This is a genomic window from Streptomyces sp. ISL-87 (assembly GCF_018614095.1).
Taxonomy (GTDB): domain Bacteria; phylum Actinomycetota; class Actinomycetes; order Streptomycetales; family Streptomycetaceae; genus Streptomyces.
The window spans coordinates 4,590-21,177 of sequence record NZ_JAGGOY010000135.1; the positions used below are offsets into that span (position 1 = coordinate 4,590).

Annotated in this window: 14 protein-coding genes; 6 read left to right on the forward strand and 8 right to left on the reverse strand. The window is 71.9% G+C overall.

The genetic code is table 11. From position 1 onward, the window contains the following. Positions 1–139: 139 nt before the first annotated feature. A complete protein-coding gene (locus J7I97_RS36115) occupies positions 140–595 on the reverse strand; it encodes an Lrp/AsnC family transcriptional regulator (protein WP_030027017.1) in 456 nt (151 codons plus the stop codon). A gap of 10 nt (positions 596–605) precedes the next feature. Continuing rightward, entirely contained in the window at positions 606–2,060 is a 1,455-nt protein-coding gene (locus J7I97_RS36120) for an amino acid permease (protein WP_214944145.1), read from the reverse strand. 430 nt (positions 2,061–2,490) lie between these two features. Between J7I97_RS36120 and J7I97_RS36125 the strand changes: the two genes are divergently transcribed. The 6 genes from J7I97_RS36125 (at position 2,491) to J7I97_RS36150 (ending at position 9,447) form a co-directional block, all read left to right on the forward strand. Then, on the forward strand, positions 2,491–3,513 hold the full coding sequence (locus J7I97_RS36125) for a GDSL-type esterase/lipase family protein (protein ID WP_214944147.1): 1,023 nt from the start codon (positions 2,491–2,493) through the stop codon (positions 3,511–3,513). 118 nt (positions 3,514–3,631) lie between these two features. Continuing rightward, positions 3,632–4,591, forward strand: a complete 960-nt coding sequence (locus J7I97_RS36130; RefSeq protein ID WP_214944149.1) for an SCO0930 family lipoprotein — start codon at positions 3,632–3,634, stop codon at positions 4,589–4,591. A 200-nt stretch (positions 4,592–4,791) separates the two neighbouring features. Then, positions 4,792–5,658 (forward strand): LytTR family DNA-binding domain-containing protein, encoded by an 867-nt coding sequence (locus J7I97_RS36135; RefSeq protein ID WP_214944151.1) that lies wholly within the window; start codon positions 4,792–4,794, stop codon positions 5,656–5,658. Between the two features lie 396 nt (positions 5,659–6,054). Continuing rightward, positions 6,055–6,330, forward strand: a complete 276-nt coding sequence (locus J7I97_RS36140; RefSeq protein WP_214944153.1) for a hypothetical protein — start codon at positions 6,055–6,057, stop codon at positions 6,328–6,330. A gap of 106 nt (positions 6,331–6,436) precedes the next feature. After that, positions 6,437–8,215 (forward strand): cation acetate symporter, encoded by a 1,779-nt coding sequence (locus J7I97_RS36145; RefSeq protein ID WP_214944155.1) that lies wholly within the window; start codon positions 6,437–6,439, stop codon positions 8,213–8,215. Next, complete coding sequence (locus J7I97_RS36150; protein WP_214944157.1) at positions 8,212–9,447, forward strand: sensor histidine kinase; 1,236 nt, start codon at positions 8,212–8,214, stop codon at positions 9,445–9,447. The genes J7I97_RS36145 and J7I97_RS36150 overlap by 4 nt, the downstream gene beginning before the upstream one ends. A gap of 374 nt (positions 9,448–9,821) precedes the next feature. Here J7I97_RS36150 and J7I97_RS36155 read toward each other — a convergent pair whose 3' ends face one another. The 6 genes from J7I97_RS36155 to J7I97_RS36180 form a co-directional block, all read right to left on the reverse strand. Next, on the reverse strand, positions 9,822–11,264 hold the full coding sequence (locus J7I97_RS36155; protein ID WP_214944159.1) for a GuaB1 family IMP dehydrogenase-related protein: 1,443 nt from the start codon (positions 11,262–11,264) through the stop codon (positions 9,822–9,824). A gap of 147 nt (positions 11,265–11,411) precedes the next feature. Further along, positions 11,412–12,566, reverse strand: coding sequence for an XdhC family protein (locus tag J7I97_RS36160; RefSeq protein WP_214944161.1), 1,155 nt, complete (start codon positions 12,564–12,566; stop codon positions 11,412–11,414). Further along, complete coding sequence (locus J7I97_RS36165) at positions 12,566–13,819, reverse strand: transposase (RefSeq protein ID WP_214944164.1); 1,254 nt, start codon at positions 13,817–13,819, stop codon at positions 12,566–12,568. The genes J7I97_RS36160 and J7I97_RS36165 overlap by 1 nt, the downstream gene beginning before the upstream one ends. A 120-nt stretch (positions 13,820–13,939) precedes the next feature. Continuing rightward, positions 13,940–14,587 (reverse strand): TMEM175 family protein, encoded by a 648-nt coding sequence (locus J7I97_RS36170; protein WP_214944166.1) that lies wholly within the window; start codon positions 14,585–14,587, stop codon positions 13,940–13,942. Between the two features lie 82 nt (positions 14,588–14,669). Further along, positions 14,670–15,011: a nuclear transport factor 2 family protein gene (locus tag J7I97_RS36175; protein ID WP_214944168.1), complete on the reverse strand. Its 342-nt coding sequence runs from the start codon at positions 15,009–15,011 to the stop codon at positions 14,670–14,672. Between the two features lie 15 nt (positions 15,012–15,026). Continuing rightward, positions 15,027–16,588: ATP-binding protein (locus J7I97_RS36180; protein ID WP_214944170.1), on the reverse strand; the 1,562-nt coding region annotated here is incomplete at its 5' end.

Here is a 16,588-nt window from a genome sequence, read left to right on the forward strand (position 1 = left end):
TTCCGGCCACGGCACTAGGCCTGTCCTCCGGATCAGGGTGGGCCCCAGGCCCGGCGGAGGCCTTCAGGGAAACGGAACCGGAAGAACGCGGAACGGGCCGGACGCGAGAGCGCGTCCGGCCCGTTCCCGTGTCCGGCGCTCAGGCCGGTGCGCCGGAGGTGAAGCGGCGCAGCAGCGGCGAGAGGACCAGCACGGACTTGGTGCGCTCCACGAACGGCTCGCCCGCGATCCGCTCCAGCACGCGCTCGAAGTGCCGCATGTCGGAGGCGAAGATCTGGACGAGGGCGTCCGCGTCGCCGGTGACGGTCGACGCGGACACCACCTCGGGGTACCGCTCCAGCCCTCGCCGGATGTCGTCCGGCGAGGTGTTGTGGCGGCAGTAGATCTCGATGAAGCCCTCGGTCTCCCAGCCCATGGCGGCCGGGTCCACCCGGACGGTGAAGCCGGTGATCGCACCTTCGGCGCGGAGCCGGTCCACGCGCCGCTTGACGGCGGGGGCGGAGAGCCCGACCTCGGAGCCGATGTCCGCGTAGGAGCGGCGGGCGTCCTCGGCGAGGGCGTGCACGATGCGTTCGTCGAGATCGTTCAGTCGCACTGCGGGTGGATCACTTCTCTGCTGTGGCCAGGCTGGAGCGGCGGATGCCGTACAGGAAGTAGACCACGAGGCCGACGGCCATCCAGACACCGAACGCGACCCACGTGGCGCCCGGCAGTCTGTACATCATGTAGCCGCAGGCGATGAAGCCGAGGATCGGCGTGACCGGGAACAGTGCCACCTTGAAGGTGCGCGGCATGTCCGGCTTGGTGCGGCGCAGGATCACGACGGCGATGTTGACCAGGGCGAAGGCGAAGAGCGTGCCGATGCTGGTGGCGTTCGCCAGCTCACCCAGGGGGATGAAGGCGGCGAGGGCGCCGCAGAACAGGGAGACGATCACCACGTTGGCGCGGGGGGCGCCGGTCTTCTCGTCGACCTTGGCGAAGACCTTGGGGACGAGGCCGTCGCGGGACATCGCGAAGAGGATGCGGGTCTGGCCGTAGAGGACGGCGAAGACGACGGAGGCGATGGCGACCACGGCGCCGGCGGCGAGGACGGCGCCCCAGACGCTGGTGCCGGTGACGTCCGTCATGATCTGGGCGAGCGCGGCCTCGGTGCCCTTGAAGTCCTGCCACGGCATGGCTCCGACGGCGACGAACGCGACGAGGACGTACAGGACGGTGACGATGCCCAGCGAGAGCATGATCGCGCGCGGCAGGTCCTTCTTCGGGTTCTTGGCTTCCTCACCGGCGGTGGAGGCGGCGTCGAAGCCGATGTACGAGAAGAAGAGCGTGGAGGCGGCGGCGCTGATGCCGGTGACGCCGAGCGGGGCGAGCGGCGCGTAGTTGCCGGACTTGATGCCCAGGACGCCGATGCCGATGAAGAGCACCAGCGTGACGATCTTCACGGCGACCATGATCGTGTTGATGCGGGCGCTCTCCTTGGCGCCGCGCATCAGGAAGACCATGGCGAGCAGGACCACGGCCAGCGAGGGCAGGTTGATCCAGCCGCCCTCGCCCAGCGGGGCGGCGAGCTGCTCGGGGATGGTGAAACCTATGGTCCCGTCGAGCAGCTCGTTGAGGTACTGGCCCCAGCCGACGGCGACGGCCGCGACGGACACGGCGTACTCCAGGACCAGGCACCAGCCGCAGATCCAGGCGATGAACTCCCCCATGGTCGCGTAGGAGTAGGAGTACGAGGACCCGGAGACCGGGACGGATCCGGCCAGCTCGGCGTAGGACAGGGCCGAGAACAGCGCGGTCAGGCCCGCGATGATGAAGGAGATCGTGACGGCCGGGCCGGCCTTGGGGGCGGCCTCGCCGAGGACGACGAAGATGCCGGTGCCCAGGGTGGCGCCGATGCTGATCATGGTCAGCTGCCACATGGTGAGCGAGCGGCGCAGCGAGCCGCCCTCGCCCTGGCCGCCCTCGGCGACCAGCTGCTCGACCGGCTTGCGGCGCAGCAAAGGATGGGCAGGCTTGCGGGGCTCGGAGGTGAGCGGTGGCGCCTGGCCGGTTTCGAGCACGAGGGGACTCCTTTGACACTGCGGGTGGGGATTCAGGCGTCGACCGCAGCGGTCCGGAGCAGGACCCAGACATGAGCCTGGGCATGGGGGGACCGCCGAGCAGGCGGTCCGCGCCACTCCACGTACAGCGAGTGAGCCTACGAGCTGAGTGATACCGCCCGTAATGCACCATCCTTGCACATTGGCGCACGATCGTTGCGCGGATCTGTCCCGGATGGTCCTTTGTTGCGCGCGGATGATCGATCACTGCGCGGGGCTCCCCAGACCCCCTTTCTTGACACTTCGTCAGATCTGTCGCAGCGTGCCGCCATGGATCCGGCGGGCCCGCGCGGGGTACGGGTGAACGCGGCGGCAGACGCCGACGGGGGACGGTGGCGGGGGACGGCGGGCCCGGTGCGAACGTCCCGAATCCGATGATCGGAGACGAAAAGTGAGCGAACACGGTCAAAGCCACGGCGTCTGGCAGGACCCCGCTCCGTTCCTGCGGGGGGTTGCCTGGCGGGACAAGGAGGGGCGCCCGGTGCGGGCCGACCCGGCGGACAGCATGCGGCTGCCCTGGGACACCGGCGAGCGGGCCACCCTGCCGATCGGGGTGCGGCTGGAGTTCACCGCCGAGGCGGCGACGCGTGCGGTGGAGATCCGCTACCGCGCCACCGTGCCCGGCCCCACCGACGCGCTGCGCGACCTCGCGCACGGCTTCGCCCTGTGGAACCGGCACGGAAAGCTCACCGAGGTCTTCACCGAACCAGCCGCGGAGTCCGTCGTACGCGTGGCACTCCCCGGTTGGCAGGGGCCGTTCACCCTGTACCCGCCCGAGGCCCAGTCCCCGCTGATCCTCGGCCTGCGCGGCGTCGGCGGCGCCGTCGCCCCCGCCCCGGCCGCCCCGCGCTGGGTGGTGCACGGGGACTCCATCACCGAGGGCTGGTGGTCGACCCGCCCCGCCCACGGCTGGACCGCCGTCACCGGCCGGGCGCTCGGCTGGGACACCGTCAACCTCGGCTACGCGGGCGCCGCGCGCGGGGAGCTCGCCATCGCCGAACAGCTCGCCGGCCTCCCCGCCGATGTCCTCACGCTCGCCTTCGGCACCAACTGCTGGTCCCGCGTGCCCTTTTCGGTACCACTGCTGTACGAGACCACGCGCGCCTTCCTCGACCTGCTCCGGCAGGGACACCCCCGGACCCCCCTCCTGCTGGTCTCCCCCGTCCTGCGCCCCGACGCCGAACGCACCCCGAACAAGCTCGGCGCCACCCTGGGCGCCCTGCGCGATGCCATGGAGCGTGCCGCCCGGGACCGGATCGCCGCCGGGGACGGGCGCCTGGCCCTGCTCCCCGGGCGCGACCTGCTGGGACCCGAACACCTCGCTGACGGACTGCACCCCAATGACGCCGGGCACCAGGTCCTCGGCCTCGCTGTGGTCACGGCCATGCGCCGGGCCGGGTTCGACGGGGGGTGAGTGAAACAGCCCACACCGGGCGGATTGAACAGATCGAACCCACCAGGGCGTGTCCTGCACACAGTTGCCGCCGCTCCGGAAACGGACGCGGAAGACATTACACGTGGGAGAGATCAAGATGGGTATCAAGCGCGGAACCACCCTGGCCGCCGTGGCAGTCGTCGTCGCCCTGACGGCCACGGCGTGCGGCGGGGACGACGGCAAGGCGGCCGACGCGGTCAAGCCGGCCGGGGCCGCCGCCCAGGCTCCCTCCGACCCGTACGCCCAGGAGCCCGCCTCGAACGCCGGCGCCGGCGCCGATGCCGCCGCGAAGGCCGGCGGCCAGCTGGCGGTGGCGGCCGACAACGACAAGCTCGGCTCGTTCCTCACCGACGGCGGCGGGCTCACCCTGTACCGCTTCGACAAGGACACCGCCAAGCCGTCGAAGTCGAACTGCGACGGGGACTGCGCGAAGACCTGGCCGGCCGTCGCGGCCGGTGACGTCACCGCCGCCGCGGGCATGGACCCGGCGCTGCTGGGCGAGGTGGTCCGCAGCGACGGCAGCAAGCAGCTGACGGTGGCGGGCTGGCCCGCGTACCGCTTCAACAAGGACGCCAAGGCGGGTGACACCAACGGCCAGGGCGTCGGCGGGGTGTGGTTCGCGTTCGCGCCCGACGGCAAGAAGGCGGGCCGGCCCGCGGCGGGCGACAGCGCGGACGGGGGCGCAGCCGCCTCCGACGAAGCGGCCCTCTCCGTGGCCAAGGACCCCAAGCTCGGGGACCACATCGTGGACGGCAAGGGCATGACGGTCTACCGGTTCAAGCCGGACACCGCGTGGCCGATGGTCTCCAAGTGCACCGGTGACTGCCTGGCCAAGTGGCCCGTGGTGCCCCCGGTGGACAAGGCCAACGCCAAGGGGATCATCGAGAAGAACTACCTGGTGCTGGACCGCCCGGACGGCAAGAAGCAGCAGACGGTCAACTGCTGGCCCGTCTACACCTTCACGGGCGACAAGAAGCCCGGCGACGTCAACGGGCAGGGCGTCGGCGGCACCTGGTACGCGGTCGCCCCCGACGGCAAGCTCATCACCGGCCAGTAAGCCCGGCAGTCCGCTCGGTAACCCGGCAGTCCGCTCACCCCGGCAGTCCGGTAACCCAGCAGTCCGCTCACCCCGCCCGCCCGGTAACCCGCCGGGCCGACCCCCACGCCGATACCGCGCGGCCCTCTCGCCCTACCTCCCCCGGGGGAGGGGGCCGCGCACCATTTCGCGCCGGCGAAGCGGAATCTAGACTCCATCGCATGCTGCGCGTACTGGCCGTCGACGACGAGAAGCCGCTCCTCGAGGAACTCCTCTACCTGCTGCGCTCCGACCCCCGGGTACGCAGCGCCGAGGGCGCATCGGACGCCACCGAGGCCCTGCGCCGGATCACCCGGGCGCTGGAGACGGGCCCGGACGGGCCCGACGGCATCGATGTGGTCTTCCTCGACATCCACATGGCCGGGCTGACCGGGCTGGACATCGCCCGCCTGCTGGCCGGGTTCGCGCGGCCGCCCCTCATCGTGTTCGTCACCGCCCACGAGGGCTTCGCCGTCCAGGCCTTCGACCTCAAGGCCGTGGACTACGTACTGAAACCCGTGCGTCCCGAGCGGCTGGCCGAGGCCGTCCGCCGGGCCTGTGCGCAGCTCGACCGGCCCGATGGAGCACCGGCCGCCGCCGAGGCGGCCCTTCCCTCCGGGCCGGCCGTGTCCCCCGTACCCGCCGCGGCCGCCGTGCCGCATCAGCGGCACCCCGGCCCCGGATCCGGCCCCGAGGTCACCGTCGCCGACCGCACCGCCGACCAGATCGCCGTCGAGCTGGGCGGGGTGACCCGCTTCGTGGCGATCGCCGACATCGCGTACGTCGAGGCCCAGGGCGACTACGCCCGCCTGCACACCGGCGAGGGCAGCCACCTGGTGCGGATCCCGCTGTCCACGCTGGAGCAGCGGTGGGCGGCGCGCGGGTTCGTCCGGATCCACCGGCGCCATCTGGTGGCACTCGGGCGGATCGACGAGCTGCGGCTGGACGCCGGCACCACCACCGTCCGCGTCGGCGCCGCGGAACTCCAGGTCAGCCGGCGGCACGCGCGAGAGCTGCGCGATCTGCTGATGCGGCACGCCACCGGCTGAGACGCGACGGCGACCGCGACCGGCGGGCGCGACGCCGGGAGCAGGCCGGGGCGACCGTCCGGCGCGCCGGCGTGCCGTTCGTCGCGCGGGGAGGGGCGTACGGCGATCCGCGCGGGCCGTCGGTCGCAGCGCCCCGCTCACCGGCCCGCGCCGTCCCGGCCCGCGCGTATCGTGGATCTTCCGGCCCAGGAGAAGCAGGGGGGTCCTTCCGATCGGGCCGGATCAGCGAGCGGCGCCCACCGGCCACCGGTGGGAGGTGTGTTCCGGGTGCCGTGCGTCGCAAGGCCGGAGAGTGAGTCCATGCGCGGCATCGGCGACCGACGGGAACGCGGCGGGGCGCGGTCCCCGGCGGGGCGGGACCGGCTCGACCGGCTCGACCGGGAAGACACCCCTTAGATGTCCGAGATCCAGGCGCTGCTCGACGCGCTGACCGCACTGCCCCGGACCCGGCCCGCCGACCCCGAGGAGGCCGAGGAGCTGCTGGCCCGGCTGCGCAGCGCGGCCGCGCGCTGGGCCGACGTACTGTACGAGGCGCACGAAGGGGTCCGGCAGCAGCTGCCGCCCCGTGCCGAGGCCTCCCTGACGCTGGCCTTCCGGCGCGCGGAGGAGTCGTACGTGGAGCTGGAGATCGCCCTGAAGGACTGCACGGAGCACCCCGACCCCGCGATCTGACCTCGTCTGCGGCCGGTGAGAAGCGCCGGATCACGCCTGTTGCCCGGTCGGCGGCCGTGCGTAGACTCCGGTCACCCTCCCCTCCCCCTGCCGAAGGAACCGACCGGTGAACCAGACGTACGCGCTGACCGCGGTCACCGTCGTCGTCCTGGTCACCGTGCTGGTCGGGGCGCTCGGCCTGCGGATATCCCGGACCACCTCGGATTTCTACGTCGCCTCGCGCACCGTGGGCCCACGCCTGAACGCGGCGGCCATCAGCGGGGAGTACCTCTCCGCGGCCTCCTTCCTGGGTGTGGCGGGGCTGGTGTTGCTCCAGGGGCCGGAGATGCTCTGGTACCCGGTCGGCTACACCGCCGGATACCTGGTGCTGCTCGTGCTGGTGGCGGCCCCGCTGCGGCGCTCGGGGGCCTACACCCTGCCGGATTTCGCCGAGGCCCGGCTGGAGTCGCAGGCGGTGCGGCGGATCGCGGTGCTGTTCGTGATCGGCGTCGGCTGGCTGTACCTGCTGCCGCAGTTGCAAGGGGCGGGGCTGACGCTGGAGATCCTGACGGGGGCCCCGCACTGGGTCGGCGGGGTGGTCGTCGCCTTCGTGGTGACGGCGGCCGTGGCGGCCGGCGGGATGCGCTCCATCACCTTCGTGCAGGCCTTCCAGTACTGGCTGAAGCTCACCGCCCTGCTGGTCCCGGCCTTCTTCCTGCTCGCGGCCTGGGCCGGGGACGCGGCGCCGCGCGCCCGCTTCGACGCCCCCGCGGTCTTCCGCGAGCACACCGCGGTCATCCTGGCCGAGGACGTGCGGCTGTCCCTGGACGCCCCGCTGACGCTGACGGTGACCGGGCAGGTGGACGGGCGGACGTACGAGGCGGCCCCGCTGGCCCTCGCCGCCGGGCAGCACTCCGTACGGGCCGACGCGCGGCTGGAGTTCACCCCGGGCACTCCCGTGCCCGACACCCGGGCGGAGGCCGGGCTGGGAGTGTCCAGCTGGTCCGAGCCGCTGTCCGGGGACCGGCCGGACTTCCGGCTGTACGCGACCTACGGGCTGATCCTGGCCACCTTCCTCGGCACGATGGGCCTGCCGCATGTGGCGGTGCGGTTCTACACCAGCCCCAACGGGCGGGCCGCGCGGCGCACCACGCTGGTGGTGCTCGGGCTGGTCGGCGTCTTCTACCTGCTGCCGCCGGTGTACGGGGCGCTGGGCCGGATCTACGCCCCGGAGCTGGCGCTGACCGGGGACGCGGACGCGGCGGTGCTGGTGCTCCCGGAGCGGATGGTGGGCGGTATGCCCGGCGATCTGCTGGGGGCGCTGCTGGCCGGGGGCGCGTTCGCGGCGTTCCTGTCGACGGCGTCGGGGCTGACGATGGCGGTGGCCGGGGTGCTGCACCAGGATGTGCTGCGGGCGCGCGGGGTGCGCAGCTTCCGGGTCGCGGCGCTGGTGGCGATGCTCGTCCCGCTCGGGGGCAGTGTGGCGGCGACCGATGTGCCGGTGGCGGACGCGGTCGGGCTGGCCTTCGCGGTGTCGGCCTCGTCCTTCTGCCCGCTGCTGGTGCTGGGGATCTGGTGGCGCGGGCTGACCCCGCCGGGCGCGGTGGCCGGGCTGGTCACAGGGGGCGGGGCGGCGCTGAGCGCGGTGCTGGCCACCCGGGCCGGGCTGGCTCCGGCGGGCTGGGTGAACACGCTGCTGGCGTGGCCGGCCGTGTGGTCGGTGCCGCTCGGGTTCCTGACGATGGTGCTGGTGTCGCTGGCTACCCGGTCGCGGATCCCGGGCGGGACGGCCGCGACACTGGCCCGGCTGCACCTGCCTGAGGGCGTCGCCGGGGCGGCCGGCGCGGCCGGGGCCGGAGCCGGGGCCGGAGCCGGAGCCGGGGCGCATGCGGGCGGTGCTCCATGACCGGAGCGGTGCTCTCGGTTCTGGCGGCGGCGGGCGCGGCCCTGCTGCTGGGGCTGGGCTGGGCGGCGGGCCGCAGGCAGGCCCGCCGCGGCGACCGGGCGGCCGGACCGGATCTCGGGACGCCGGTGGAGCGGGCCACCTTCCACACCCTGCACACCGCCTCACTGGCCGCTCCCCCGCTGCGCGCCGGCCTGACCGAGGACGCCGCCCGCAAGGCAGCGCGGCGGCTTCGCTCCCTGCTGGGCACGGAGGCGCTGTGCCTGACGGACCGGGAGGCGGTGCTCGCCTGGGACGGGCCGGGCGCCGATCACCACGAGCGGCGGGCGATGGCACGGGTGGCGATGATGCTGGAGTCCGGGCGGAGCCAGAGCGTGCGCACCGAGTGCCAGCGGCCGGGCTGCCCGCTGAAGTGGGCGGTGTTCGCACCGCTGACCGGCGAGGACGGGATGCTGGGCGCGCTGGTGGCCTACGGGTCGCGGGAGTCGGCGGTGCTGGTGCGGGCCGCGACCGAGGTGGCGCGCTGGGTCTCCGTACAGCTGGAGCTGTCCGAGCTGGACCGCTCGCGGACCCGGCTGATGGAGGCGGAGATCAAGGCGCTGCGGGCGCAGATCTCCCCGCATTTCATCTTCAACTCCCTTGCTGCGATCGCCTCGTTCGTCCGCACCGATCCCGAGCGGGCCAGGGAGCTGCTGCTGGAGTTCGCGGACTTCACCCGCTACTCCTTCCGCAGGCACGGCGAATTCACCACGTTGGCCGACGAGTTGCGCTCCATCGAGCAGTATCTGGCGCTGGCGGGGGCCCGGTTCGGGGACCGGTTGAAGGTGACCCTGCAGGTGGCGCCGGAGGTGCTGCCGGTCGCGCTGCCGTTCCTGTGCCTCCAGCCGCTGGTGGAGAACGCGGTCAAGCACGGGCTGGAGGACTCCACCGAGGAATGCCGGATCACCATCGCCGCCCGGGACGCGGGTTCGGAGGCGCTGATCACCATCGAGGACAACGGGGTCGGGATGGATCCGGCCCTGCTGCGCCGGATCCTCGCCGGAGAGCGGACCGGGTCCTCCTCGGGCATCGGCCTGCCGAATGTCGACGAGCGGATCCGGCAGGTGTACGGCGACGACTACGGGATGGTGATCGAGACGGGGCTCGGCGCGGGCATGAAGATCACCGTGCGGATCCCCAAGTACCGTGCGGGCGTGCACACTTCGCCGCCCGGGGAGCGACTCCCCCGGTACTGACCACCGCGGGCCGTGTCATCCTACGAGTGGCGCGAACGACCGGAAGGATCGCCGACGTGCGGGTCGGGCGAGAGCAGCATCGTGACGAGTTGCGGCAATGGGTTCGGGACGGTGTCCTCGGCGAAGGCATCCGGGGCGGCGACGCCTGCCTGACCGTGGAGGGCGAGCCCGGCGCGGGCCGGACCGCCTTCGTGCGGGAGGCGCTGGCGGAGGCGGCCGCACTGGGCTGCCGGATGCGGTTCGGGACCGCCGACGCGCTCGCGGTGGACCTGCCGCTGCGGGCGGCACCGGACTGCCTCCCGCCCCCAGGGAACGTCCGTGGCCCCGCCCCCCGCCCGCGAGGGGGCAGGGGCCGGGGCCACGGAAAACCCGGACTAGCTCCAGCTGGCGTGCAGCGGCTTGCCCTCGGCGTAACCGGCGGCGGACTGCACACCGACCACCGCCTTCTCCTCGAACTCCGCGAGCGACCCCGCACCGGCGTACGTGCAGGACGACCGCACACCCGCGATGATCGAGTCGATCAGGTCCTCGACACCCGGACGCGTCGGATCGAGGAACATGCGGGAGGTGGAGATGCCCTCCTCGAACAGCCCCTTCCGCGCCCGGTCGTACGCGGACTCCTCCGACGTGCGGTTCTGCACCGCCCGCGCGGAGGCCATGCCGAAGGACTCCTTGTACAGGCGCCCCTCCGCGGACTGCTGGAGGTCACCCGGGGACTCGTAAGTCCCGGCGAACCAGGAACCGATCATCACGTTCGACGCGCCGGCGGCCAGCGCCATCGCCACGTCACGCGGGTGGCGGACACCGCCGTCGGCCCACACGTGCTTGCCGTACTTCTTCGCCTCCGCCGCGCACTCCAGCACCGCGGAGAACTGCGGGCGGCCCACGCCGGTCATCATGCGGGTGGTGCACATGGCGCCGGGGCCCACACCGACCTTGATGATGTCGGCGCCGGCGTCGATCAGGTCCTTGACACCCTCGGCGGCGACGATGTTGCCGGCCACGATCGGGACCTGCGGGTCCAGCGCGCGGACGGCCTTGATCGCACTGATCATCGACTCCTGGTGGCCGTGCGCCGTGTCGATGACGAGCGTGTCCACGCCCGCGTCGAGCAGCTGCTTGGCCTTCTGCACGAAGTCGCCGTTGATGCCGACGGCCGCGGCGATGCGCAGCTTGCCGTTGGCGTCGGTGGCCGGGGTGTACAGGGTGGCGCGCAGCGCGGCCTTGCGGGTCAGGATGCCGACCAGCTTGCCGTCCTTGTCGACGGCCGGGGCCAGCTTGCGGTGGCCGGCGTCGAGCTTGTTGAAGGCCTCGCGCGGGTCGATGTCGGCGTCGATGAGCAGCAGCTCCTTCGACATGACCTCGGAGAGCTGGGTGAAGCGGTCCACGCCGGTCAGGTCGTGGTCGGTGACGACGCCGACGGGGCGGCCCTCGGCGTCGACGACGACGCCGGCGCCGTGCGCCCGCTTGGGCAGCAGGGACAGCGCGTCGGCGACGGTCTGGGTGGGCGCCAGCGTGATCGGGGTGTCGAGCACGAGGTGGCGGGTCTTCACCCAGGAGATGACGTCGGTGACGATCTCGATCGGGATGTCCTGCGGAATGACGACGATGCCGCCGCGGCGGGCGACGGTCTCGGCCATCCGGCGGCCCGCGATGGCGGTCATGTTCGCCACGACGAGCGGAATGGTGGTGCCGGTGCCGTCGGGCGAGGAGAGGTCGACGGCCTGACGGGAACCCACCGCGGAGCGGCTCGGCACCATGAACACATCGTCGTACGTGAGGTCGTACGGCGGCTTCAGGTCATTGAGGAAACGCACGTGCAGAACATCCCAGTCGATCGGAGGTAACCCGGTCACCCTCAGCAGGGCAGCCGAGGAAAACGCACGTACTTCATTCTCCCACGTCCGGCCGTTTACCACGCCCGGGTAGATCGTCCAGGACATACCGGGCCGGGTAGTTCTTTCCTACGGGACTTTGGTCCCAAAAGGGGCGCCAACGCGCCGGTGGACCGGATCCCGGCGCTCGGTCAGCGGGAGCACCGAGCCGCCGTGGCGGACCGCGGTGAACTCGGCGGCGATGGCCAGCGCCGTCTCCTCGGGGGTGCCGCCGCCCAGGTCCAGGCCGATCGGTGAGCGCAGCCGGGCCAGGGCGGCCGGCGGTACGCCCTCGTCCCGCAGCCGCCCGGCCCGCTCCTCGTGGGTGCGCCGCGATCCCATGGCCCCCACGTACCCCAGGGGCAGCGTGAGTGCGAGGGCCAGCAGCGGTACGTCGAATTTGGCGTCGTGGGTGAGCACGCAGACGGCGGTACGGGAATCCAGCCGGCCCGCCTCCCATTCCGCGGCCAGATGCCGGTGCGGCCAGTCCACGATGACCTCGCCGGCGTCGGGGAAGCGGGCCCGTGTCGTGAAGACGGGCCGGGCGTCGCACACGGTGACCCGGTGCCCGAGGAAGGCGCCGATCCGGGCAAGGGCGGCGGCGAAGTCGATGGCCCCGTAGACGATCAGGCGGGGCGGCTCGGCGGCCGACTCCACGAGCAGGGTCAGCGGCTGCCCGCACAGCCCGCCGGCCGTGCCGAGTTCGGCGGTGCCGGTCCGCCCGGCCAGCAGCAGCGCCCGGACCTGCCCGGCGGCGGCCCGGTCGAGCTCGGCGCCCCCGCCCAGGCAGCCCTCGTACGATCCGTCGGCGTGGACGGCGAGCGCCCGCCCGAGCTGCTCCGGCGGGCCGGAGACCACCCGGGCCAGCGCGGCCCGCGCCCCGCCGGCGGCGGCGTCCAGCACCGAGCCCAGCACGGGCCGCACCGGGTCGTGCCCGCGCACCGGGGTGACCAGGACGTCCAGGACTCCCCCGCAGGTCAGGCCCACGGCGAAGGCGTCGTCGTCGCTGTACCCGAAGCGGTGCAGGCCGCCCTCGCCGGACGCGATCGCGTCGAGGCAGATCTCATGTACGGCGGACTCCACGCAGCCCCCGGATATGGAGCCGAGCGCGGTGCCCCCGGCGTCCACGGCGAGCGAGGCGCCCGGCCCGCGTGGCGCGCTTCCGCTGACGGCCACCACGGTGGCCAGCGCGAACTCTCGGCGTGCGGCGCACCACGCGCGTAGTTCCCCGGCGATGTCGAGCATCAGCGGATGTACTCGCGGCGAGCGGTCTGTCCGGGTATGAGCGGCCGCTGCGGCAGCACCGGCGGCCCGGGGTTGCGGACGGGCGGCCCGGGGTTGCGGACCGGCGGGCCCGCGTAGTCCAGGGCGGGCGGCGCGGGGGTCCGCCCGCGCGTACCCAGCAGCATCGCGGCGTGGGCGACGCTGGCGAGGGTGGCGTGGTGGTGCCAGCCCCGGAAGGACCGACCTTCGAAATCGCGGATCCCCACCGGTTCGCAGGTCTCGGCGAAGTCGAGGGCGACCCGGTCGGTGAGTTTGGCGAGCAGGAACAGCTGCGCGAGCGGCCGGTCCCCGATGTTGGTGATCCAGAACTCGGAGGGCAGCAGGGCGGCCTCGGTCCACGCGCCGAGCAGCAGCAGCGGGGTCGGCGGCGCGGGGGCGGGCCGGTCCTCGCTGGGGGTGGCGAGGATGGCGGCCGAGGTCAGCAGGGTCACCGCCCCCTCGGCGCGGCCGTGCCGGGTCCATTCGACGACGCGGCGCTGTGAGCGCAGGGAGTCGATGAGCTCGCGGGCGGGCGCGGTATGCGGGCCGGGCTTGTGGCGGCCGGCTCCGCCGAAGGAGACGGGCAGGGAGCCGTCGACCTTGAAGACGAAGGGGATGTCCTGGAGGGCGAAGGACTCGATGCAGTGCGGGAGGTCGGAGTTGGCGACCTGCATCACCACGGGCCGGCGCTGGAGTTGCCAGCTCGCGGCCATGCGCTGCACGGCGTGTACGGCGTCCTGCGCCGGGGTGAGCGAGCGGGCGGTGTCGGGAATGCCGGCGCGCCGACGGCGCAGCAGTTCACTGGTCCAGGGCCCGGGGAGGGTGAGGGTCCAGTCGACCGGGAAGCTGGCCTCGCTGGAGGCGAGCCAGATCCCGCTGGCCTGCTGACAGTTGGCGGTGCGGCCGAGCTGGGGGACGAACTGCCGGCCGACGCCGACCGAGCGGTCTCCGGCCTTCTCTATGACCATGGGCTGCACCACCCAGGCCAGCGGACGCTGGGCGGTGCGTTCGAGGTACTGCGCGAGGGAGCGGCGTACGGGGGTCCAGTCCCAGGGGGATTTGCTGATGAACTGCTGGAGGCTCTGCTCGACGGAACTGGCCCCTGTTCCGGCGATGTTACGGATTGTTTTCTTCCCGGTCGTCTGGACGAGACCGTTCAGATATACGCGGGCCCAGTTGCGCTGGTCCCGCCGGGGTAAGGACTCGAAGAAAAGAGAGATCAGTACATCGATCAATTCGGAGATTTCACTGGCGGAATCCTCCGGCATGACTACGCGAGCCATCTGGGCCTCCCCCGCGACCAGCTAGATCCAATACCCTACTTGACCGCGGAGAACGGCCGTAGGCCAAGGCGGCTACTTCCTGAGGTCGCTCGCAGTTTCGAGCCGCTCGTCTTCTACCACGAGAGGGATGGGGATCTGGTTCGCCGCATAGTAGAGCGCGATCAGGAAGTGTGCGACGAGAGTGAGAGGAGCGGAGAAGAAGGAAAGAATGACAGTCAAGGGGTAGGCGATGGCCCCCAGGCCGAAGCGCACCCGGGTCGCCCGCGCCCCGTCCTTGTCCACTTGTTCGTGGAAGAGATGCCCGACCCGCGTGACATACCACCAGAAGGCCATGAACGCCAGGGCGTAGGCCACGGTGACCGAACTGTAGAGCACCGCGGCGGCGTTGGCCGAACCGCCTTCCTTCACCAGATGTTCGGCGAGCACGGTAGTGGTGTACGGAATCACCGATACCACCATCAGCACCAGGAGATTCAGGAACAACAGCGCCCGGTCGACTCGCTTGAGGTGACTGAAGATGGTGTGGTGGTTCACCCACATCACGCCGATGATGAGGAAACTCACCACGTAGGCCGCGTAATGCGGCCACTGTTCCCAGACTCCGTGCCAGAAGTCCGATCCCGTTTCGTGCGGGACTTTGAGCTCCAGGACGAGAATCGTGATGACGATGGCGAATACACCGTCACTGAATGCCTCGACCCGCCCGGTTTCGCGCTCCATGGCCTCCCCTTCGCCATTCAACTTGCACATGCGGGGAGGGCGTTCGCCGCCCTCCCCGCACACGCTACCCAGGATTCGGCGGTCAGCTGCCGAACCCGGCCGTCTGCCGCCAGATCCGGCCATCGCGGACGACAAGTGTCCCGAACGCATGCTCCGGTTCGCCGTTCAGGTTCATGATCGCGCGGTAGAAGATGGTGTCGTCGGTCTCGATGTACTCCTGGAGTTCCACCAGGGTGGGCTTCACCGTGAGATAGCCGGTGAACGTCTCACGAACGGCCTCGATCCCGACCGACACACCCTCGAAGCGCAGCAGTACGGCGTCGTCGGTGTAGTTCTTCATCACCGCCTCGATGTCCAGGGCGGCCAGCGCTTCCATCTGGCGGACGAACACCGGGTGCAGCTTGGCGATGTCGTACTTGGCCATGTCGACTCCATTCTTTCAACGGGTGGTGGAACTGGTGGTGGACTTGGCGGAGGTGGGCGCGTCGGCCGGTTCGGCAGGTGTGGCACAGGCGGTCCCCTGGCCGGCGGTCCCCGCGAAGGGCAGCCGGACGACCATCCGGGTCTCGCCCGGACGTGAGCGGGCAGTGATCGATCCGTGGTGGCGCTGGGTCACGATCCGGTAGCTGAGGTGCAGCCCCAGGCCCGTACCCTTCCCCACGTCCTTGGTGGTGTAGAAGGGTTCGAAGATCCGCGGCAGGGAGTCCTCGGGGATACCCCGGCCCGTGTCGCCGATCTCCACGACCATGCAGACGCCCTCGGCCCGGGCGCGTAGCGTCAGTACGCCCGAACCCTCCATGGCCTCGGCGGCGTTGTCCACAAGGTTGGTCCACACTTGGTTCAACTCGCTGGGATAGCCCGTCAGTTCGGGGAGCCCCGGCTCGTACACACGCACGATACTGATGCCCGCGAGCTTGGCACGCAGCACGACCAGCGTGTTCTCCAGTCCATCGGTCACCGAGAAGGTCTGCTCGGGGGCCCGGTCGAGATTGGCGTAATCCCGGGTGGCGGCGACCAGTTGGGAGATCCGCGGGCCGGCCGCCCGCAGCTCCGCGGCCAGCGAACGGATCTCCAGCAGCGCCGCGAGGTGATCCAGGGCGGCGGGCAGGGACGGCTCGCCGACCCCTTCGAGCCGCTCCAGCAGCCAGCCCAGCTCCAGCCCGAGGTCCGAAACCCCCGAGCCGAGCAGCCCGGGGCGCTCGGTACCCGCCTCCTCGGCCCAGTCGGCGATCTCCTCCTCGGCGTCGGCCTGCGCGAGCGGATCGGTGATCACCGGCGGCGGCAGCTTGTCCAGTTCCTCGGCCAGCCGGTCGAATACGGAGCGCTCCGCGTCGGAGGCGGACGCGCCCCAGGCGTGCGCGGTCCGGGTCAGCCGCTCCAGCGCGGGGGCCAGCTCCTGCGCCGCCCGGGCCACGGCGGCGGCCGGGTTGTTCAGCTCGTGGGCGAGGCCCGCGGCCAGGGTGCCGAGCGCCTCCACGGTGGCCCGCTTGCGGGCCTGCACCTCCGAGGACTTGATCCGCCAGGCCAGCACCGGGATCAGGACGGCGGCCACCCCGTGGCAGCGGGTCATCATCTCGAAGAACACCGGCTTCGGGTAGGCCACCACGGTCGTCGCCGGTCCGCTCGCGGCCGCGGTGGCCACGTACGCGCCGTCCGTCAGCAGGGGCAGTTCGCCGGTGAACCGGTGCGCGGCGGAGGGCTTCCCGTCGTGTTCCTCGGCGGCCGCGCTCTCCTCCTCGGTGGAATGCCGGGTGAGCACCTCCTCCCGGCCGTCGACCACCTTGGTGACGACGAGCCCGCCGGAGAGCAGCACGTGGAAGCCGGTGGCCTCCTCGCCGTCCCGGAAGAGGACCTCCCCGTCGGAGAGAACCCGGGGCTCGGACACCGAGACCAGCCAGTCCAGTTGCTCCTCGGTGAGCCCCTCGAAGATCTCCAGCCCGCGCAGGGCCGACCGCAGTGCTCCGTCGTTCCTGTCGTTCGTGTCGTTCCTGTCGTTCCTGT